The organism is Clostridium sp. ZBS15, from assembly GCF_023845705.1.
In the GTDB taxonomy this organism is placed as follows: domain Bacteria; phylum Bacillota; class Clostridia; order Clostridiales; family Clostridiaceae; genus Clostridium; species Clostridium aquiflavi.
In genome coordinates, this window is record NZ_JAMQHY010000013.1 from 20126 (window position 1) to 42392 (window position 22267).

Consider the following 22267-nt stretch of genomic DNA (forward strand, 5'->3'; position numbering starts at 1 on the left):
GATATGATTATTACATAAGATTTTATATAAAAAGATATGCCGTTTAATTAATAGCATATCTTTTTATAATGCTGTGTTTTAGAAATGTGTTGATATATACATAAATAAAGTAGACTAAGTAATTGAACTTATTTAATTCTTGTTCTAAATAATAGATTTTTTAATTTGCTCCAATTAAAAGGAACTAAAGGATAAAAATAACGATCATTTGTAATTGTTTTAGTAGAATACATAATAAATACTATTAATAGTAGTCCTACTATAAATCCCCAATAACCTAGAATTGCACTTAAGATTAATAACAATACTCTCATAAACTTTAAAGCATAGCCTAACTCTATACTAGACTGCTCAAAACTAGCTAAAGCAACTATTGACATGTATAATATGGATTGAGGTATAAACCAACCAGTAGTTACGGTATATTCTCCTAATATTAATCCACCAATAACGGACAAAGACATTCCAAGAGAATTAGGGGTATTTAAAGATGCTAATTTTAATCCATCAATAGCTACTTCTAATATTAAAAATTGCCAGAAAATAGGTATAGAGTAACTGTCTTTTGGAAATAAAAAATTAAATTCAGCTGGCAAAGTTATATTTCCATTAATAAAAAGTAAGTAAAGTGGAGTTAAAACAATTGTTGATATAGTTATAATATTTCTAATTATTCTTAAATAATTACCTGTAAATACCGGAAAATAATAATCATCTACATCTTGTAGAAAGTCGAAAATAGAAGTTGGTAAAATCATAGCAGTAGGAGAATTATCTACTAAAATAATTATATTTCCTTCAGTTAAATGAGAGGATGCAACATCAGGTCTTTCTGTATATCTAACTTTAGGGAATGGATTAAGATAATTACGGTTACTTAAGGTTTCAACTAAACTTTGATCTCCTAATGTAAGGGTATCAACATTTAATTTTTTAATCTTTTCTAATACTATATCTAAGCTACGTTTATCAACAATACCATCCATATAAGCTATACATACATCAGTTTTTGAAATTTTACCTATAGTATGCATATCAAAAATTAATCTAGAATCACGTATTCTTCTACGAATTAAAGCTGTATTAAAAACTATTGTTTCAACAAAACCATCTCGTGCGCCTCTTAAAGTTTTTTCCTTTTCAGGTTCTGCAAGTCCACGTACCGGATAGGTACGCATATCTAGAATTATGCACTTATCATATCCATCAATAAACATTGAGGTTTGCCCACAAAGCACAGCATCAATTATTTTATCCAAATCAACTTCTTCAGAAACTTCTATATAAGGAATGGCATTATCTATAAATTCACTTGGTGTTTTATAAGAGTTCATTACTTCAGGCTTTATTGTAAAAAATCCATTCATTATTCGTTCCATAACGTCATCCTTAGTAAATCCATCTATATAAAACATAGTTGTTTTCTTATTACCTATTATTATATTCCTTTGAATAATATCAAAGCTCTCTTTAACTTTGAGTTTCGATTTTATTAAAGAAATATTATTATCAAAACCTGATGTGATTTTCAAAAAACTACACCTCTTTCATATTTTTTGTTATATGTTTATGAAAATATTATGTGATTTACAAGAAAATTTATGCAAAATATATTTAATAGACTAAGTGGATTTTTTTTGTCTATGATCTGGATAATATAATATCAATACTGTCATAAAACAGAATGTAAATTACAAAAAAATAAGGCTCTGTTAAAACAGAGCCGAAAATAAAAATTAGTATTTAAATTTAATAGAAATTTCTTTAATTTCACCTTTAGAATTTTTTCTTATATTAAATTGTTTTATATCAGAAAAATCATTGTCTAATTGATAAGATAATTCATTAATAGTAGCTTTGGTCTTTTTAGCTAATTCACCATCTTGAATTACTCTAAATCTAGATTTCTTACAAGTTATTTCTTCACTTTTGTCACTAATTACAACAAAATACTCAGGTGCTTCCTCAATAACTAAGTAATCTTTGCTTAAACTTAAATCATCACATAAACTATTATCTATACATTTAACTATCATTTAAAAGTCCTCCTAATATTAAAATTATAACTCAATAGTAGTATAAAATTTTCATAATTTATACTAGAAAAAATCATGAAAAAAGTAATTAAAAATAGTAAAAAATTATAATTTATAGAGAAGTGATACTTTTTTTGATATAATTATTATGAAAGAAAGGATTGATCAGTAATGGAAATTGGAAGAGTACGAAGCGGAAATGTGTCAACTGAAAGAAAAATTGTATCAGAAAAAAAAGATTTTTCTCAAAGCTTTAATCATGCCAGAGAAAGAAAGTCAGAAGAACAACTTCGTAAATTAATGGATGACATCAAAAAAAGAGGAAACAAGCTTGTATTAACTAAAACATATGTTGATGTTGTTATGTATAAAAAGATGATAAAAGAATATTTAGAATCAATATTAAAGTTTATGTATGATACAAAGAAAGATATTAGTTTTTGGCAAACTCAATATTTTGTTACTGTTGATACTATAGATGAAAAGTTAGAAGAACTGACAAATATGTTACTATCTGAAGAAAAGGAAAACTTGAATTTAGCAGCAACTATAGATGAAATTCAAGGATTAATAGTAGATATATATAGATAGAATACATAAAGGTTTAATGCTAAAGTATGAGTATTTAGTATTAAACCTTATTTATGTATAGAATTCCTAAGGCACATGAAAATAAATAATAATCCCAAAGTTGCAATGGAAAATAGGCGGGCAAATGGACTTGTTATTTTTTCGAGTGTGCCTAAAGTTAAATATTAGTTGAGAACTGATAGTGAAAAGTTGAGAGTCAAGGAAAAAAACAAAGTGAACTAAGAGTTAATTACATTTTAAAATTAAATTATGGATATACTTAATTTGGAGGTTTGTTATAATTATTGTGTTATGATAATTATAATAAAAATTAAGGAAGGTGGATTTTAATGAAGAGATTATCAATATTTTTAATACCTATTATATCAATATTTATGTTTATAGGGTGTGGAGAAAATAAAACTACAACTATAGATGAAGTTAAGGAAATTAATTTTGTAGTTCCAGATGGACTTCCAGCAATATCTATAGCTAAAATGATAAAGGAAAAACCAGGATTTCAAAAAGGATATAATGTTAATTATAACATTGAAAAAGTATCAGATAATGTTGTTACATCTATAATGAAAAGTGAAGCTGATATAGCCATAGTACCATCCAATGTACCTGCTATATCTTATAATAAAAATGGTGATTACAAAATAGTTGGAACAGTAGGCTGGGGATCTTTTTATATAGTTTCTACTGATAATTCTAAAAATATAGATGAATTAAAAGGTAAGGAAATTTATAATATTGGAAAGGGATTAACTCCAGATATTATAACAAAAGCTATTTTAAAAAATAACAATATAGATCCAGATAAAGATGTGAACCTTAGCTATGTTGGAGGAGTTACAGAAATAGCACCAGTAATTTTATCAGGAAAAGCTAATTATGCAGTATTACCAGAACCAGCGTTATCTACTGTATTAAGCAAAAAAGATAATCTAAATATACTTCTGGATTTAAATGAAGAATGGAAAAAAGAAAATGATTCAAAATATGGTTACCCTCAAGCGACTATAATAATAAAAAAAGATTTAATAGAAAATGATAAAAAGCTAGTTGTAAATATTTTAAGAGAAATAGAAAATAGCACAATATGGGCATATAAAGACAAAGAAGCTTTAGGAGACTACTGTGAGGAAATAGGTGTATCAGCTAATAAAAATATAATAGTATCAGCCATGGAAAGGGCTAATATAAAATACGTTGATATAAAAGATTCTATTAGTGAATATAATACTTATTTTAAAAATTTATATGAATTTGACAACATAACGGTAGGAGGAAAGATACCAGATGAAGGAATATACATGGAAAAATAGAATATGTATTCTAGCATCATGTTTATTCTTTTTAATAGTATGGCAAGTTCTTGCAGTTATTATAAATAATGATATATATTTACCAAATATTCAACAAGTAATAACTGAAATGATTAAAATTATAGGTAAAAATGATTTTAATTTAATATTTATTAGTAGTGTATATAGATCTGTGTTATGCTATATTTTAGCTATAATTTTAGCTATAATCTTAGGGGTGCTTACATTTATGTATCCCTTTTTTAAGTTTTTATTAGCTCCAATAAATTCTTTTGCTAAAACTATACCAACTATGGTATTAGTAGTGTTAGTATTGGTTTGGTTCAATAAAGATAAGGCCCCATTTATAGTAGGGTTTGCTATAACATTTCCAATATTATATGAAGGAATAGTTGGAAGTCTTAATAGTATAGATAAAAAAATAATAGATATGATGGATATATATGAAATATCTCTTATAGAAAAAATAAAAAAAATATATGTTCCAATTATAAAATTTCACTTAGCAAGTATATTGGTATCAACTTTCTCTTTGGCATTTAAAGTTGTTATCGCAGGAGAAGTACATGGACAACCTAGGTATGGAATAGGTTCTGCAATACAACTTGAAAAAGTGAATTTTAACACTAGTGGAATATTTGCATGGATAGTACTTATTGCGATATTATCACTAGCTTTTGAATTTATAAATAATTTGTTTAAAACTAGGATATATAGGTGGAAGAAAAATGAAAATAGAAATTAAAAATTTAAGTAAAGCTTATAATAATGAAATAGTTTTCGAAAGGTTTAATTTAACTTTAGAAAATAGCAAAGTAAATTGCATAGTCGGAAAATCAGGTTGTGGAAAAAGCACTTTGCTTAATATGTTAGCTGGAATTCTTAAATTTGATGATGGAGAGATTTCAGGAATATCAAAAAATGAAGTTAGTTACATATTTCAAGAAGATAGATTGGTAGAATGGCTTACAGTTGAAGAAAATTTAATTTTTGCCTTGAAAAAATATTATGATAAGTTAGAACTAAAAGAAAAAATAAAATATATTTTATCTTCATTAGGACTTGAAGATGTAAAAAATAAATATCCAGAAGAATTAAGTGGTGGAATGAAGCAGAGAGTAAATATAGCTAGAGCTTTTGGAAAACCATCTAAAATTATTTTAATGGACGAACCATTCAAATCTTTAGATTACACATTAAAATATAAAATAATTGATGAATTTAAAAATATTATGTTAAATGAGAGTAGAATAGTAGTACTAGTTACTCATGATGTTGATGAAGCTATATATTTTAATGGTAATATAATAGTTTTTGGAGAAAGACCTGTTAAGATTAAAGGCATTTTTAATGAAGATTTACAAGATTTTAAGAGTGATATTATTAATTTAATTAAGTAATAGCATATGTTTTAGTAGTGTGTTGATATATGCATAAGTAAAGCTGGACTAAGTAATTGAACTTAAGAACACTAAAATGAGTATAGTCCAATTTTAGCTTGCTCCAATGTAAAAATGAGACAAGCAGTAAATGTGACAATACTCATTAAGAGTTCTAAAAGTCCAATTACAATGCCACTTCACCTATTGCATATATCAACATCAATTTAAGACATGATCTAATAATAAAAGGAGGATTTTATGTTAAAAAAATTTATTAGTTTTTATAAACCATATAAGAAATTATTCTTTATGGATTTGATAGCAGCGTTTATAGCAGCGTTATGTGATTTAGTTTATCCAATGATGACAAGAACTCTAGTTAATGATTCTATTCCTAATAAAAATATAAGATTAATAGTAGTTTTTGCGGTAACATTATTAATTATATTTTTAGTTAAAGCATTATGTGGTTATTTCATGCAATATTGGGGACATGTTGTTGGAGTAAGAATGCAAGGTGATATGAGAAGAGATGTATTTAATCATCTTCAAAAATTACCTAATAAATATTTTGATAATAATAAGACCGGTGATATTATGTCAAGAATAATAAATGACTTGATGGAAATTTCAGAACTTGCCCATCATGGACCAGAAGATATATTTATATCAATAGTAATGCTTACAGGTTCATTTATTATATTATGCACAATTAATATTCCACTTACATTATTGATTTTTGCATTTATACCTTTTATTGTTTTATTTACTATGTATCAAAGAAAGAAAATGAATAAAGCGTTTCTAGATACAAAAGTAAAAACAGGTGCAATAAATGCAAGTCTTGAAAATAGTATTTCAGGAATAAGTATTTCTAAAGCTTTTGTTAGTCATGAAACAGAACAAGAAAAATTTGAAAAAGGAAACAAGAGATTTATCTTTGCAAGAGAAAAAGCATATAAAGTAATGGCTGAATACTTCTCAGGAGCAGGTTTTGGAATAGATATATTAAATTATGTAGGTTTAATAGGGGGAGGTCTATTTACTTTTAAGGGAATAATAGATATTGGAGATTTTATGGCATATATGTTATATATAAGACTATTTACAGATCCTATTAAGAAGTTAATTAATTTTATGGAACAATTCCAAAATGGTATAACTGGTTTCCAAAGATATATGGAAATTATGAATGAAGATCAAGAAAAGAATAAAAAAGATGCCATTGAATTACATGATGTAAAAGGAGATATAGAATTTAAGAATGTTAGTTTTAGCTATGAAGGAGAAAAAGTATTAGATGATTTTTCCATCGATATAGAAAGCGGAAAAATGTTGGCTTTAGTTGGACATTCTGGTGGAGGAAAAACAACAATTTGTAATTTGATTCCTAGATTTTATGATGTTATGAATGGCGATATACTAATAGATGGAAAAAGTATATATAATGTAACTTTAGATTCATTAAGAGAAAGCATAGGTATAGTACAACAAGAAGTATTTTTATTTACTGGTACTATAAGGGATAATATATTATATGGTAAAACTAATGCAAGCGAAGATGAAATTATAAAAGCGGCTAAAATGGCCAATATTCATGAATTTATTGAAAGCTTGCCAGAAGGATACGATACTTATATTGGAGAAAGAGGCGTAAAATTATCAGGTGGTCAAAAGCAACGTATCTCTATTGCTAGAGTATTTTTAAAGAATCCGTCTATTTTGATACTTGATGAAGCAACATCTGCCTTAGATAATACAACAGAGCATATAATCCAGGAATCCCTTAAGAAATTATGTGAGGGAAGGACAACTATAGTTGTAGCACATAGATTATCAACAATTCAAAATGCAGATGAAATAGTTGTTATTGGAAATAAGGGAATAATAGAAAAGGGAAGTCATAATGAATTAATGAAGTTAAATGGTGAGTATAGTAAATTACAGAAAATAGCTTCAATTTAAAACACAGCAAAATATATAAAGAATAATGAAAAAATTGGTAATTGTATTTAAAGTTCACGAAATTAAGTTGGTTTTGTGAACTTTTTTTATTTTTAGGAATAATAAAAAAAGTTATTTATGGGTAAATTAATATTATAAATTTAAGAAAGATTGTATCTTTTAACCATAACTGTTATGAACTTTTTCCATTTTTAATAAAAGAAAAGAGTAATCACTTTTTATATGAACAATATTAAAGTAACTGAATATTTTGATATAGAGAGTATTAAATTTAGTAGTGAAAATAATTGAGGAGGAAATTTATGATAAAGCACATTAATGATTCAAATTTTGAAAATGAAGTTTTAAATTGTAATGAATTAGTTTTGGTAGATTTTTGGGCAACTTGGTGTGGACCTTGTAGAATGTTATCTCCAGTATTGGAAGAATTAGAAGGGGAATTTGAAAATGTTAAATTTACTAAAATAGATATAGATGAAAATCCATTATCATCTAGAGTTAATGAAATTAGAAGTATTCCAACTATAAAATTATTTAAAAATGGCAAACCAATAGAAACATCAATAGGATTTTTACCTAAAGAAGCTTTATCAGACTTAATTAAAGATAATTTATAATTTAGGAGTTTAAATTTATGCAAGAACGATATGATATTGCAATAATAGGAAGTGGACCCGCAGGCCTTTCAGCAGCTCTAAACGCTAAAATAAGAAATAAGAAGTTTATTGTTTTTGGAAATAGTAATTTGAGTTCAAAATTAGAGAGAGCTCCTAAAATTAATAATTATTTAGGATTTTATGGCATAAGTGGTGAAGATTTAAAAGAAAAATTTTTAAATCATATAAATGCTATGGAAATAGATATAAAAAATGAACGAATAAATAATATTTATGCTATGGGACAATACTTTACATTAATAGGGAATGAAGAAATATATGAATCTAATAGTGTAATAATAGCAACAGGTGTAGAGTATACTAAGGCATTAGATGGAGAAGAAGAATTTCTAGGAAGAGGTGTAGGATATTGTGCTACATGTGATGCACCATTATATAAAGATAAAATAGTATCTATAATATCATATAATAAGGATGGAGAAAAAGATGCTAACTATGTTAGTGAGTTAGCAAAAACAGTTTATTATATACCTATGTATAGAGGTGAATATGATATCAATGATAAAATTACTATAATAGAAGATAAGCCAGTAAAAATTATAGGAGAGGAAAAGGTAGAAAAATTAATCTTAAAAGAAAATAATTTAATAACTGAAGGAGTTTTTTTGCTTAAAAACTTTATATCTCCTAAAGAATTAGTACCTGGTTTAAATATAGTAAATGGTCATGTTGAAGTTAAAAGAAATATGGAAACCAATATAAAAGGATGTTTTGCAGCAGGAGATTGTACTGGAAAACCATATCAATATATTAAAGCAGCTGGAGAAGGGAATATTGCAGTATTAAGTGCTGTTGCATACTTAGATTCATTAAAATAAATTAATATATATATTCAATATAGAACCTTATAAATAAAACGCATTTTAAAATATTTAAAACATTTTAAAATGCGTTTTTGTCATATAGATATTTAGAAGTTTATATAATTAGGAAGTTAATAAAATTAAGTTTCTAATATTTTTTAGTTATTTTTATAAAAACACATTAGTGTATACTAATTATTAAATAAGTAATAAATATGAGTACTTAAATTTATTTTATTAGAAAAAAGTATAGCATAAAACCAATAAATAAAAAATGCTTAGAAATTTATTCGTAGACAAAATTTGTATAAAATGGTTTAATGTTTTATATGAGGGGATTTTAAATATATAGTAATTATAACAATATATTTTATGTGAATTATGGAGGTTAAAATGAATAATAATGAGCAGGAAGACAGTAAAAAACTAAAGTATTTTAGATTGTTAGCTAAGCAATATCCTAACATTGCTTTAGCATCTACAGAAATTATAAATTTAGAAGCAATTCTTAATTTACCCAAAGGTACAGAACATTTCTTAAGTGACATACATGGTGAATATGAGCCTTTTGTACATGTATTAAGAAATGGATCTGGAGTTGTAAAAAGAAAGATAGAAGATCTTTTTGGTAAATCTTTATTAGAAAGTGATATAAAAAGTTTAGCAACTTTAATATATTATCCAGAACAAAAATTAGATATTGTTTTAAAAGAAGAACGAAATATAGATGATTGGTATAAAATAACTTTAAATAGGCTTATAGAAATATGCAGATTTTGTTCATCTAAATATACGAGATCAAAAGTAAGAAAAGCACTTCCATCTGATTTCGCTTATATAATAGAGGAGTTATTGCATGAACAATTTAATGGAATAGATAAACAAGAGTATTATGATAGGATAATAACCACTATTATAGATATAGGAAGAGCAAAAGAATTTATAATTGCATTATCTAAGTTAATACAAAGAATGATTATAGATAGACTTCACATAATAGGAGATATATATGATAGAGGACCAAGACCAGATATTATAATAGATACTCTTATGGAATATCATTCAGTGGATATTCAATGGGGTAACCATGATATGCTTTGGATGGGAGCAGCAGCAGGAGTAAGAACTTGTGTTGCTAATGTTTTAAGAATATCTACACGATATGCAAATCTAGATTTGGTTGAAGAAATTTATGGAATAAATCTTTTACCTTTAGCGACCTTTGCATTAAAGTATTATAAAGATGATCCATGTGAATCATTTATTCCAAAAGTAAAGAAAGATGACCCATCTGCAAGTCAAGAAGTAGATTTAGTATCTAAAATGCATAAAGCTATAACAATATTACAGTTTAAATTAGAAAAGGAAATAATAGATAGAAGGCCTGAATTTGAATTAGAAGGAAGATTGTTATTAGATAAAATAGATTATGAAAAAGGAACTATAATATTAAACGGAACTGAATATACATTAAATGATAATAATTTTCCAACAATAGATCCTAAAGATCCATATAAACTTACAGATGAGGAATCAGTGCTTATAGATAAACTTGTCTATTCTTTTGTAAATAGTGATAAATTACAAAAACATGTTAGATTTTTATTTTCTAAAGGAAATATGTATTTAAAATTTAATTCTAATTTATTATTTCATGGATGTATACCTTTAGATGATGAAGGAAATTTAAAAAGTATGTGCATACAAGGCGAAGAATATAAAAGTAAAAGATTATTAGAAAAATTTGATTCTTTATCTAGAGAAGGTTACTTTGAAAAAGTTGGTAGTGAAGAAAAGACTTATGGAATGGATATAATGTGGTATTTATGGACAGGCCCGGTATCACCTTTATTTGGTAAAAAACAAATGGCTACATTTGAAAGATATTTCATAGATGACGAAATATCTCATATAGAAAAGAAGACAGGATATTATAAATTAAGAGATCGAGAGGAAATGTGTGATATGATACTTAGAGAATTTGGATTAGACCCCAATGAATCTAGAATTATAAATGGACATGTGCCAGTAAAAAAGAAAAATGGAGAAAGTCCAATAAAGGCTAATGGTAAAATGATAGTTATTGATGGCGGTTTTTCTAAGGCATATCAAAAGCAAACGGGTATTGCAGGATATACTTTAATATATAATTCTTATGGATTACAATTAGTTTCACATGAACACTTCTCATCTACAGAAGAATCTATAATGAAAGAAAAAGATATTTTATCTACAACTCTTGTAGTAGAGCAAAAACTTAAACGAAAAACAGTAGAAGATACGGATATAGGTAGGGAATTACAAGCTCAAATTAAGGATTTGAAGGAATTATTATTAATATATAGAAAAGGAATAATAAAAGAAATAAGATAAGNNCTTATCTTATTTCTTTTATTCACAATCATCATTAATAACAATTTTATTTAAATAAAAGTAAAATTCAACTCCATTATCTATGTTTTGAAGATTAAATTCACTATTATGAAGTTTTAATATATTTTTTACTATAGATAATCCAAGACCAGTACTATCTTTAGTTCTTTCTCTTGATTTATCAATTCTATAAAATTTATCAAATAATTTCTTAAGTTCTTCTTTAGGGATATTTATACCCATATTTTTTATGGAGATTTTAAATTTATCATTTTCTTCAGTTACAGATACATTTATTAAATTATGTGTAGGAGTATATTTAATTGCATTAGTTATAATATTAGTTATTACTTGATCCATTTGAAATATATCTGCATAAACATAACTATAAGGACTACTTGAAGTAAATTCAACTTTTAAGTCATATTCTTCAAATTTTAAATGATTATTTTTTAAAATTTTAGAAATTAATCTATTAATATTAAATGATTCTAGTTTTGGTTTTATAGTACCTGATTCTAGTTTTGATAGTTCTAACATATTTTTAACTAAGATATTCATTTTTTGAGATTCACTAATTATAGTTTCTAAATAAGTTAGTGCATCATCTCCAGATACTATTCCATCCTTAAGACCTTCAGCATAGCCTTCAATTATTCCTATAGGAGTTTTTAATTCATGGCTAACATTGTCTACAAACTCTTTTCTCATATTTTCAAGTTTTCTTTCTTTTTCAATATCCTCTTCTAACTTTTGATTTTTCTGTTTTAAATCAGTTAAAGCGTTTTGAAGATTTTTAGAGAGAAAATTTAATGTTCTAGCTAAATTTCCAATTTCATCTTCTCTTTCTACATCACATGAAACAGTAAAATCCATATTAGACATTTTATTAGCCACATTATTTAAGCTTGTAAGTGGCTTAGATATTAAATTAGAGTAAATAGAGGATAGTATACCAGCTATTATTGTTAAACCTAAAAATACATAAATATAAAATTCATCAATTATCTTTGAAGCTTCTTCAATTGGCTGAATTGATGAAACTGAAATTATAACACTATCATTATTAGATTTTAAAGACATAGGTGCTATTATACCAATTTTTTGATTTTCAGCTTCCTTGTTGTAGAATCTAGTTACTTTTATTTGTGATGAATTTATAACATCTAAAATTAAAGTTTTATTATTTATAAGTTCATCGCAAAATTTAGTTAATATAGCTATGTTATCTTTATTTTCAATTTTATTTGGCAGATACATTAATTCTCCATTTAGGGAAAAAATTGCAACTTTTGAGTTGTTGTCATTTTCAAATTTATCAAGAACTTGATATAAAGCATAATCATCATTATTTTGATAAGAATACAAAGTCTGTATTTTACTTATTTCTTTTACCAAAAAAGAAGTTTTTCTATAGAAATAAAATTTTTCAAACAAGAAAGATTGTGTAAAGTAAACTAATAATAATAGTCCAAATATAAGACAAAGAGTTATTACAAATAATCTTTTAGATAAGCTATGTTTCATTATTTAACCTCAAATTTGTAGCCACTACCACGAACAGTGACTATATAAGATGATTTGTCCAGCAATTTTTCTCTAAGTCTTTTAATGTTAGTATCCACAGTACGAATATCACCATAATAATCAATGCCCCATACATTATCCAATATGTTATCACGACTTAATGCAATTCCATCATTATTTATTAGATAAATTAAAAGCTCGTATTCTTTAGGGGATAAAAGTATTATTTTATCATCAACTTTAACCTCATGAGAAAGTTGATTTACACTTAAACCATTGAAATTTTGAATACTTGAGTCTAAATCTTCTCTTGTTCTTTTTAGTAATGCCTTAACCTTTGCAACCAGAACTTTAGGGCTAAAAGGTTTGGTCATATAATCATCTGCACCAAATTCGTATCCTTCAAGTTTATCTTCTTCTTCACCTTTAGCAGTAAGTAAAATTACAGGAACATTTGATACTTCTCTAAGTCTTTCAAGCATCTCTAGCCCATTCATCCTTGGCATCATTATATCTAAGAGTATTAAATCAATTTTTTCTTTACTAAATTGGAAGAGTCCTTCTTCTCCATTTGATGCTTCATAAATATTAAAACCATCTTTTAAAAGATAGTCTCTAATTAAAAATCTAATTTTAAGTTCATCTTCCACAATTAAGATTGATTTCCTCATATTTATACTTCACTCCTTTAAAATTAGAATTATATACTTTTTATATATTTTAGCATTACTTTAAGAATATATCTATAATAAGAGAATCTACATATTAATGAAGTTTAAATAATGTGTTATAATTTTATTTTAGATACTTTATATATTTAAGTAGTTATAATTTATTAGGAGAAGAGTGAATGATAAAATTAAATTTTGATATAAAAAGGCATAAGTTAAAAAATGGGTTAGAGGTAATAACTATAAACAAGAATACACAAATAGCGTCTATAAATATAGGTGTTAAAGTGGGTGCATTAAATGAGAGTTTAGAACAAAAGGGGATAAGTCATTTTATTGAACATTGTTTATTTAAGGGAACATACAAAAGAAGTGATGAGGAGCTTAATAGTGATTTAGAAGCTTTAGGGGGAGAGTACAATGCGTACACTGATTACGAAGCTACTGTGTATACAATTAGTTGTTTGATGGAAGAATTTAATAATGGAGTATCAATATTAAGTGATATGATTATAAATTCTAAATTCGAAGCAAGTGAAATAGAAAAAGAAAGAGGCGTAATTTTAGCTGAAATAAGGACTGGAAAAGATGACTTAGAAGATTATAGCTTTAAAAATGTAAATAATGTAGCATTTACTAAAAGTCCTTTAAAATACGAAGTAGCAGGTCTTGAAGACAATGTTAATAAATTTACTAGAGAAGAAATTAAAAAATACTATGAAAAATACTATACACCTAAAAATTCATTAATCACAATGGTTTCATCATTAAGTCATGATGAAGCAATAAAATTAATAGAAGAAAATTTTGGTATGTGGACTGGAGAAAAACCAGAAAATCTAAAGGTTGTTAAAGAAAAAAATAAGAGTATAACAAAAATTACGTACAAAAAAGATATAGAACAAAGTACAATAATTTATTTGTATACTTTCAACGAGTTAGAAAAAGAAGATGAATTACCACTTAGAATATTAAACCATAGACTGGGAGAGAGCGCTAATTCGCTTTTATTTAGAGAAGTAAGAGAAAATAGAGGTCTTGCTTATGATATATATACAAACTTAGAAATAAGTACTAATATAAAAACACTATATATATACACATCAGTAGCTGAAGAAAACTTAGAAGAAGCTAAAAGTGCAATAGATGAAACATTGAAGAATATCATTGATGGAAAAATTCAAATAGGTGATAGAGATTTAGACGTAATGAAAAAAGTTCATAAAACAGCAGTAATTTCAACATTAGAGGATTCTTTAGAGCTTTGTAATTATATGTTACATCAAGAACTTGAAGGTGAAGATATATTTGAATTTGTTAAAGATATGGAACGATTAAATAATATTGACAAAGTCAAAATAAATGAAGTGAGTAAAAAAGTTTTTAAAAGTCCAACTATTCATATACTAAAATCTAATTAATAAAATTTTACACAGTTTTAAATCAAATTTAAATAGGTTAAGGTGAGAAAATCAAATGGCTAAAATAACAAAACTAGAAATTCAAAAGAGAAATAAAGAAAGAGTTAATGTATTTTTAGATGAGGAGTATGCATTTTCTATAAGTGCTGAACTTATATATAAAGAGGGAATTAAGGTAAAAGATAATGTAGATTCAGAAAAACTTAAGGAATTAGCAAATAAAGATGCTATTATAAAATGTAGAGAAGCTGCAATAAGAACTATAGAAAGAAATTTAAAAACAGAAAAACAAGTAAGAGATAAATTGAATTTAAAGGGATATGATGAAGAGGCTATAACTAAGGCAATAGATTTTTTAAAGGAGTATGATTTTTTAGATGATAAAGATTATACTAATAAATTTGTTAAAGATAAGTTGAAATCTCAAGGGAGTAATAAAATTAGATACTCACTTATGCAAAAGGGAATATCTAAAGATGTTATAGAAGAGGAACTTAGCAGTATAGATAAAGAAAATGAAAAACAAAGTGCACTTGTTTTAGCACAAAAGAAGCTAAATAGTCTTAGAAAAACGGAAGATGATATGTATAAGATATCAAATAAATTATACAGATTTTTATTATCAAAAGGCTATGGATATGAGATTATCAAAGACGTAGTTAAAGAGGCCATGGATTTTGAACTTTTTGATTAAAGGAGAACATAAATGGAAAAAATTCTTTTATACAAAGTTATGATTTTTGGTATAATAGGACTGTCAATAATGTTTAGTATAATAAAGGTATTAAGGAATTCCAATATTGATTATGTTATTGCTCCTATAATAGATACAATAGCAAGCATATTGACATTTATGCTGATTTTGTTAAAATATGAGAATATTAATAGTATATTATCATACTTTATTAAAAACATTTTAGGAGATTTATATTTAACTAATGGAATAATCAAAATAATTGGTATTATAGCCTTATTTATAATTATAAAATTTATAATAAAATTTATAATTTCAATAATACAATCAACTATTTTTAGCGGTGGAAAGAAAGTTATAAATGAAAGTAAAACATTACTAATTATTTTTTCAACTATATTTGGTATCGCTAGAGCTTGTATTTTTATATTGATATTATTTGTTCCTATAATAATGTTTAATTCTATTCCTAACAATCCTTATCAGATTAATATTTTTAATGATATTACTGCGTTTAATAAAGTAGAAGATATTATAGATAAAAATAAATCTAAAATCATAAATAATGGACTGATTAAGGATATAGCATCGAATAGAATCATTTATTATAATGGGATTACTTTAGATGAAGGGGTAAAATCTAATGATGTTATTAACGAAAAGGCAAGAAAAATAGTATCATCAAGTAAGAATGATAGAGAAAAGGCAAAAAAATTATATTCTTGGATTGGCTCTAATATAACTTATGATTACGACAAAGCGACTAGAGTTTTAAATTCAGAAAATGTAAAAAATAGTGGTGCCATATGTGCATATGAAGAAAGAAATGGTATATGTTTTGATTATGCATGTCTTTATGTAGCTATGGCAAGAGCAACTAACCTTAAGGTTAGATTAATAACTGGAAAAGCATATAATGGAGAAGAATATATAAGTCATGCATGGAATGAAGTATACTTAAGTGATGAAAACAAATGGATTAAAGTTGATTCAACATTTTATAATGCGGGGAATTATTTTGACTGTGATAATTTTGATGAGATACATATAAAAGATAATATTGCAGGAGAATGGTAGAGTAAGAAGCATATTTATAATATACTTCTTATAAAATATAAGAAGTATATTATTTTTTTGATATTTTTGTAAGTATTAAATTTATGGCTTTTTCGCAATCAGTATCATCATTGCTAATAGCCCATGCTATATTAAAAAATTGCAAGGCTTTATTTAGTTTATTTTTCATAGTGTAGCAGTAGCCTAAATTAAAATAATATTTGCTTTCATTTTGAATAGTAAGAGCATTTTTTAACATAGTGATTGCTTTATCAAACTGCTTTAACTTAATAAAACAAACACCAGCATTATAATATGAACAAGCCTCATTTTGTTTTTGAGTAGCAGATTTTTTATAACAATCAATAGCTCGTAAATAATCTTGAGTATTGTACAATTTATTTCCTTCATTAAAATAGTTCATTTTAACCTCCGAATATATTATTTTATAAGTTATTAAAATATATAAGATCTCCAATATACTAATTAAATACATTTAGATTATAGACATGTAAAATAACTACTATACATAAATAAAACAAAATTGAAATAATAATGTTGTATACAAATAAAAATATTAATATAGAATTTGTATTTTAATTTAGAGTAGGTGAAATTGAAGATGAAGAACTATAAAATAGGATTAGACATTGGCTCGACAACGGTTAAACTAGTTGTTCTTAATCATAAAGAGCAATTAGTATATAGTAAATATGAAAGACATTATTCTGATATAAAGAGTACTATTATAGAGTTAATAGAAGAAGCATATAAAGATCTTGGAAATATTTATTGTACATTAAGCGTAACAGGCTCTGGAGGACTTTCTGTATCTAAATGGCTTAATGTAGAATTTATACAAGAAGTTATTGCATGTTCAAAAACAGTTGAAACAATAATTCCAGAAACAGATGTTGTAATAGAATTAGGTGGAGAAGATGCTAAAATAACTTATTTCAGAGGTGGACTTGAACAAAGAATGAATGGAAGCTGCGCAGGGGGAACAGGAGCATTTATAGATCAAATGGCTGTTTTATTAAATACTGATGCTAGTGGTTTAAATGAATATGCTAAAAGTTTTAATGTTATATATCCAATAGCATCAAGATGTGGAGTATTTGCAAAAACAGATGTACAACCTCTTATAAATGAAGGCGCAAGTAAAGAAGATATTTCGGCGTCTATATTTCAAGCAGTGGTTAATCAAACTATAAGTGGACTAGCGTGCGGTAAACCTATAAAGGGAAATGTAGCTTTCCTTGGAGGACCATTATTCTTTTTATCCGAGTTAAGACAAAGATTTATAGAAACATTAAACCTAAAAGAAGAAGAAGTGATTTTTCCTAAAAATCCACAATTATTTGTAGCACAAGGAGCAGCATTATTATCAACAAAAAATAACTTTACAGATCTTGAGAGTATAGTAAAAAAAGTAAAAAATTTATCTGCAATAAAAGATGATGATGTTGAAAGATTAGATGTATTATTTGAAAATGAAGATGAATATATAAAATTCAAAAAAAGACATGAAAAGGCTAAGGTAAAAAGAGGAGATTTAAATAATTATAAAGGTAAGGCTTTTTTAGGAATAGATGCAGGATCAACAACTACTAAAATTGCATTGATAAATGATAAAGATGAACTTATATATTCTTTATATGAAGGTAATGAGGGTAATCCTCTTAAAAAAGTTATACAAATGTTAAAAGACTTATATTCCAAATTACCAAGTGAAGTTGAAATTACAAATACAACTGTAACAGGATATGGAGAAGCTTTAATTAAATCAGCATTACATATTGATATTGGAGAAATAGAAACAATTGCTCACTATAAGGCTGCAGAATATTTTCTACCAGGAGTTGATTTTATTTTAGATATTGGTGGACAAGATATGAAATGCTTAAAGATAAAAAATGGAACAATAGATAGTATATTGTTAAATGAAGCTTGTTCATCTGGATGTGGTTCTTTTATAGAAACATTTGCGAAATCCTTAAATATGAAAATTGAAAATTTTGCAAAGGAAGCAATTAAATCAAAAGCACCTGTTGATTTGGGCTCAAGGTGTACTGTTTTTATGAATTCAAGAGTTAAGCAGTCACAAAAAGAAGGTGCTGAAATTTCTGATATATCTGCTGGTTTATCATATTCTGTAATAAAAAATGCTTTATTTAAAGTTATTAAATTAAGAGATGAAAAAGATATTGGAGATAAAGTAATAGTACAAGGTGGAACATTCTACAATGATGCTGTACTTAGAAGCTTTGAACTTGTTTCAGGTAGAGAAGCAGTTAGACCAGATATAGCAGGTCTTATGGGTGCTTTTGGATGTGCAATAATATCAAAAGAAAGATATGTAGATGGAGAAAAATCTAGTATACTTTCTAAAGATAAAATTAACAACTTTAATATGACAGCAGTATTTAAGAGATGTGGGAAATGCGGAAATAATTGTCTTTTGACTGTTAATAAATTCTCTACTGATGAAGAGTTTATTTCAGGTAATAGATGTGAAAGAGCACTTGGAGTAGATAAAACTAAAAATGATATTCCTAATTTATACAAATATAAGTATAAGAGAACTTTTAATTACATTCCTCTTAAAGAAAATGAAGCTAAAAGAGGAGTAATAGGAATTCCAAGAGTATTAAATATGTATGAGAATTATCCATTTTGGTTTAAAACTTTAACAGCACTTGGATTTAGTGTAAAATTATCACCTTCGTCAAGTAAAAAGATATATGAAAAGGGAATAGAAACAATACCATCAGAATCAGCTTGTTATCCAGCAAAATTAGTTCATGGACATATTATGTCACTTGTAGATTCAGGAGTGAAAACTATTTTTTACCCTTGTATACCATATGAGAAGAATGAATTTGTAAGTGCTAACAATAATTATAATTGTCCAATGGTAACATCATATCCTGAAGTAATTAAAAATAATGTTGATGAATTAAAAGATAAAAATATAAAATATATTTCTCCATTCTTTTCATTAAATGATGAAAAAGAATTAGCAAAGAGAATAGTTCAAGAATTTAAAGATTATAATGTTACATTAAAAGAAGCAGAAATAGCTGTATATTTAGGAGCTAAAGAAAGAGATGAATATAAAAAAGATATACAAAATAAAGGTGAAGAAGTTTTAAAATATCTTGAAGATAACAATAAATACGGAATAGTTTTATGTGGTAGACCATATCATATTGATCCAGAAATAAATCATGGAATTCCTGATGTAATAAATTCTTATGGCATGGCTGTATTAACAGAAGATAGTATATCTCATTTAGGTACTTTAAAAAACAAACTTAGAGTTGTAGATCAATGGACTTATCATTCAAGATTATATAGAGCAGCACAAGTTGTATCAGAAAATAATAATCTTGAAATAATTCAATTAAATTCTTTTGGATGTGGACTAGATGCTGTAACAAGTGATCAGGTTTCTGAAATAATAAGCGCTAAAGGGAAGATATATACTTTACTTAAGATAGATGAAGGAAATAATTTAGGAGCAGCTAAGATTAGAATTAGATCATTAAAAGCTGCAATAGAAGAAAGATTAAGAAAAAATTATGCCCCTATTGAAGAAAAAATAGAATATAAAAATCCTATTTTTACAAAAGAAATGAAAAAAACCCACACGATACTTGTACCACAAATGTCTCCAATTCATTTTAATTTAGTAGAAGAAGCAGGAAGAGCAAGTGGGTATAATATTGAAGTGTTACCTTCAATTGATACTAAAGCTATTGAGGAAGGGTTAAAATATGTAAATAATGATGCATGCTATCCATCTATAATTGTCATTGGTCAAATGATTAATGCTTTAAAATCAGGAAAATATGATTTAAATAATACATCAGTTATTATAAGTCAAACTGGTGGCGGATGTAGAGCAACTAATTATATAGGATTTTTAAAGATGGCTTTAAAACATGCAGGATTTGAAAATGTACCTGTAATATCTTTAAATGCAGTAGGACTAGAAAAACAACCAGGATTTAAAGTAACTTTTAAATTTTTAAATAAATCACTAATGGCTTTAATATATGGTGATTTATTTATGAAAACACTATATAGGACAAGACCATATGAAAAAGAAAAAGGTTCTGCATTTTCATTGTATGAAAAATTCAACGAGAAGGCTAAGAAGATTATAAGAACTGGAAGTAAGAAAGAATTTAATAATAATATAAAAGAAATAATAGAAGCTTTTGATAAATTACCATTACTAGATATTAAGAAGCCAAGAGTTGGAGTTGTGGGTGAAATATTAGTTAAGTTCCATCCCACTGCTAATAATGATATAGTTGGTATATTGGAAAGAGAAGGTGCTGAAGCTGTAGTGCCTGATTTATTAGACTTTTTCCTATATTCAGCATATGATGATGTTTTTAAGCATGATTATCTTGCAGGAAGTTTAAAGAATAAAGTTATTAGCAAATTGGCTATAGCATATATAGAAAGTTTTAGAAAATCTATGAAAAAATATTTAGACAATAGTAGTAGATTTACAGCACCAAAGCATATAACAGAATTAGGTGAATTAGCTTCACCAATAGTATCGCTTGGAAATCAAACTGGAGAAGGCTGGTTTTTAACGGCAGAAATGATTGAGTTGATTGAAAATGATGCTGAAAATATAGTGTGTATGCAACCTTTTGCATGTTTACCAAATCATGTAACCGGAAAAGGTATGATAAAAGCACTTAAAGAAAAATATCCAAAGTCTAATATAGTTGCAATAGATTATGATCCAGGTGCATCAAATGTAAATCAATTAAATAGAATTAAGCTAATGCTTTCAGTTGCATTTAAAAATATAGAAGATCAAATTATATTATGCAAGAATATAGAATCTAATGACAATGTGTTAAAAAAAGAAGTTAGTATAACCTTGGAAAAAAAAGAATAACATTTTATTATTTGATTATGTTTTTGTAGCATGTTGATATATGCGTAAGCAAAGTGGGCTGAGTAATTGAATTTAGGAATACTAAAAATGAATATAGTCCCATTTTAGCTTGCTCCCAATATAAAATTAAGACAAGCAGTAAGTGTGACAATACTCATTGAGAAGTCTCAAAGTCCAATTACAATGCCTCTCTGCCTATTGCATATATCAACACATATTTAAAACATATCCTAATTATTTAGATGTTTAAATTGTGTACAGGTTAAGATATAATTTTATTGTACTTATGTAGAATAAAGAGGTGAATTTTAGATGAAATTAGAATTAACAATATTTGAATTAGGTCAAGCTTTAAAAAAATTAGAAAAAAAGCATGAACTAGATTTACTAGTGAAATCAACATTAAATGGTGGTTGGATGACATTAAGAGGAATGGCTAATATACAAAGAGTTCCAGGATTAACTTTAGGTTGTATTAGTAAAGGAAATAATATTATAGATATAAAAATAAAAGATAATAATGGACAAGGAAGTACATTAAAGCTTACTGGTGCAAAAGAAAAAAAATTTAATGTAGAGATATCTTCAACTAAATATATAGAATTATCTAATAAAAACAGACTTAGTTCAAATGAAATAAAAGTTAACCAAAATGAATGTAAGTTACGAATTGATGAAAATATGATATTTACTATAAAAGCTAGTGTAGATGAAGTAATAAAGCTTATAAAATAAGCGAATTTTAGGTATTAAATTAAAGGCTCTGTTTTAGCAGAGTGTTGATATATGCATAAGAAAAGTGAGCGGAGTAATTGAACTTAGGAATGCTAAAAT

18 protein-coding genes are annotated in these 22267 nt (G+C 26.2%); 13 read left to right on the forward strand and 5 right to left on the reverse strand.

Translation table 11 applies throughout. The annotated features are described in order from the left end of the window. Positions 1 to 128: 128 nt before the first annotated feature. Both NG904_RS06760 and NG904_RS06765 read right to left on the reverse strand, forming a co-directional pair. Positions 129 to 1532, reverse strand: coding sequence for a spore germination protein (locus tag NG904_RS06760; RefSeq protein ID WP_252230648.1), 1404 nt, complete (start codon positions 1530 to 1532; stop codon positions 129 to 131). Between the two features lie 204 nt (positions 1533 to 1736). Next, positions 1737 to 2036, reverse strand: coding sequence for a hypothetical protein (locus tag NG904_RS06765; protein ID WP_252213145.1), 300 nt, complete (start codon positions 2034 to 2036; stop codon positions 1737 to 1739). Between the two features lie 171 nt (positions 2037 to 2207). On the opposite strand from NG904_RS06765, the gene NG904_RS06770 reads away from it, so the two are divergent. The 8 genes from NG904_RS06770 to NG904_RS06805 all read left to right on the forward strand — a co-directional run bounded on the left by NG904_RS06770 (position 2208) and on the right by NG904_RS06805 (position 11137). Next, on the forward strand, positions 2208 to 2627 hold the full coding sequence (locus NG904_RS06770; RefSeq protein ID WP_252213146.1) for a YaaR family protein: 420 nt from the start codon (positions 2208 to 2210) through the stop codon (positions 2625 to 2627). 329 nt (positions 2628 to 2956) lie between these two features. Continuing rightward, the gene (locus NG904_RS06775; protein WP_252213147.1) at positions 2957 to 3937 is read left to right on the forward strand and encodes an ABC transporter substrate-binding protein; all 981 of its coding nucleotides are present in this window, start codon (positions 2957 to 2959) and stop codon (positions 3935 to 3937) included. Next, entirely contained in the window at positions 3912 to 4682 is a 771-nt protein-coding gene (locus tag NG904_RS06780; protein ID WP_252230650.1) for an ABC transporter permease, read from the forward strand. The genes NG904_RS06775 and NG904_RS06780 overlap by 26 nt, the downstream gene beginning before the upstream one ends. After that, entirely contained in the window at positions 4666 to 5337 is a 672-nt protein-coding gene (locus NG904_RS06785; RefSeq protein ID WP_252213149.1) for an ABC transporter ATP-binding protein, read from the forward strand. Before NG904_RS06780 ends, NG904_RS06785 begins: the two co-directional genes overlap by 17 nt. A 240-nt stretch (positions 5338 to 5577) precedes the next feature. Beyond that, complete coding sequence (locus NG904_RS06790) at positions 5578 to 7284, forward strand: ABC transporter ATP-binding protein (RefSeq protein WP_252213150.1); 1707 nt, start codon at positions 5578 to 5580, stop codon at positions 7282 to 7284. Positions 7285 to 7586: 302 nt separating this feature from the next. After that, positions 7587 to 7901, forward strand: coding sequence for a thioredoxin (gene trxA / locus NG904_RS06795; RefSeq protein ID WP_252213151.1), 315 nt, complete (start codon positions 7587 to 7589; stop codon positions 7899 to 7901). Positions 7902 to 7918: 17 nt separating this feature from the next. Beyond that, on the forward strand, positions 7919 to 8779 hold the full coding sequence (locus NG904_RS06800; RefSeq protein ID WP_252230653.1) for an NAD(P)/FAD-dependent oxidoreductase: 861 nt from the start codon (positions 7919 to 7921) through the stop codon (positions 8777 to 8779). Positions 8780 to 9145: 366 nt separating this feature from the next. Further along, positions 9146 to 11137, forward strand: coding sequence for a fructose-1,6-bisphosphatase (locus tag NG904_RS06805; protein ID WP_252213153.1), 1992 nt, complete (start codon positions 9146 to 9148; stop codon positions 11135 to 11137). 18 nt (positions 11138 to 11155) lie between these two features. Here the strand turns inward: NG904_RS06805 and NG904_RS06810 are convergent, their stop codons facing one another. Continuing rightward, positions 11156 to 12664: a HAMP domain-containing sensor histidine kinase gene (locus NG904_RS06810; protein ID WP_252213154.1), complete on the reverse strand. Its 1509-nt coding sequence runs from the start codon at positions 12662 to 12664 to the stop codon at positions 11156 to 11158. Further along, positions 12664 to 13335 (reverse strand): response regulator transcription factor, encoded by a 672-nt coding sequence (locus tag NG904_RS06815; protein WP_252213155.1) that lies wholly within the window; start codon positions 13333 to 13335, stop codon positions 12664 to 12666. Before NG904_RS06815 ends, NG904_RS06810 begins: the two co-directional genes overlap by 1 nt. A gap of 179 nt (positions 13336 to 13514) precedes the next feature. Between NG904_RS06815 and NG904_RS06820 the strand changes: the two genes are divergently transcribed. The 3 genes from NG904_RS06820 to NG904_RS06830 are packed head-to-tail and all read left to right on the forward strand — an operon-like array spanning position 13515 to position 16527. After that, a complete protein-coding gene (locus tag NG904_RS06820; protein ID WP_252213156.1) occupies positions 13515 to 14756 on the forward strand; it encodes a M16 family metallopeptidase in 1242 nt (413 codons plus the stop codon). 55 nt (positions 14757 to 14811) lie between these two features. After that, positions 14812 to 15450 carry a recombination regulator RecX gene (gene recX / locus NG904_RS06825; protein WP_252213157.1) on the forward strand — a complete coding sequence of 213 codons (639 nt, stop codon included), beginning with the start codon at positions 14812 to 14814 and terminating at the stop codon, positions 15448 to 15450. 12 nt (positions 15451 to 15462) lie between these two features. Next, positions 15463 to 16527: a transglutaminase-like domain-containing protein gene (locus tag NG904_RS06830; RefSeq protein ID WP_252226133.1), complete on the forward strand. Its 1065-nt coding sequence runs from the start codon at positions 15463 to 15465 to the stop codon at positions 16525 to 16527. A gap of 49 nt (positions 16528 to 16576) precedes the next feature. On the opposite strand, the gene NG904_RS06835 is transcribed toward NG904_RS06830, so the two are convergent. Next, positions 16577 to 16930, reverse strand: coding sequence for a tetratricopeptide repeat protein (locus NG904_RS06835; RefSeq protein WP_252213159.1), 354 nt, complete (start codon positions 16928 to 16930; stop codon positions 16577 to 16579). A gap of 198 nt (positions 16931 to 17128) precedes the next feature. On the opposite strand from NG904_RS06835, the gene NG904_RS06840 reads away from it, so the two are divergent. Next, entirely contained in the window at positions 17129 to 21433 is a 4305-nt protein-coding gene (locus NG904_RS06840) for a 2-hydroxyacyl-CoA dehydratase (protein ID WP_252230655.1), read from the forward strand. 312 nt (positions 21434 to 21745) lie between these two features. Then, positions 21746 to 22168 (forward strand): UDP-N-acetylglucosamine pyrophosphorylase, encoded by a 423-nt coding sequence (locus tag NG904_RS06845; RefSeq protein WP_252230657.1) that lies wholly within the window; start codon positions 21746 to 21748, stop codon positions 22166 to 22168. Positions 22169 to 22267 lie beyond the last annotated feature (99 nt).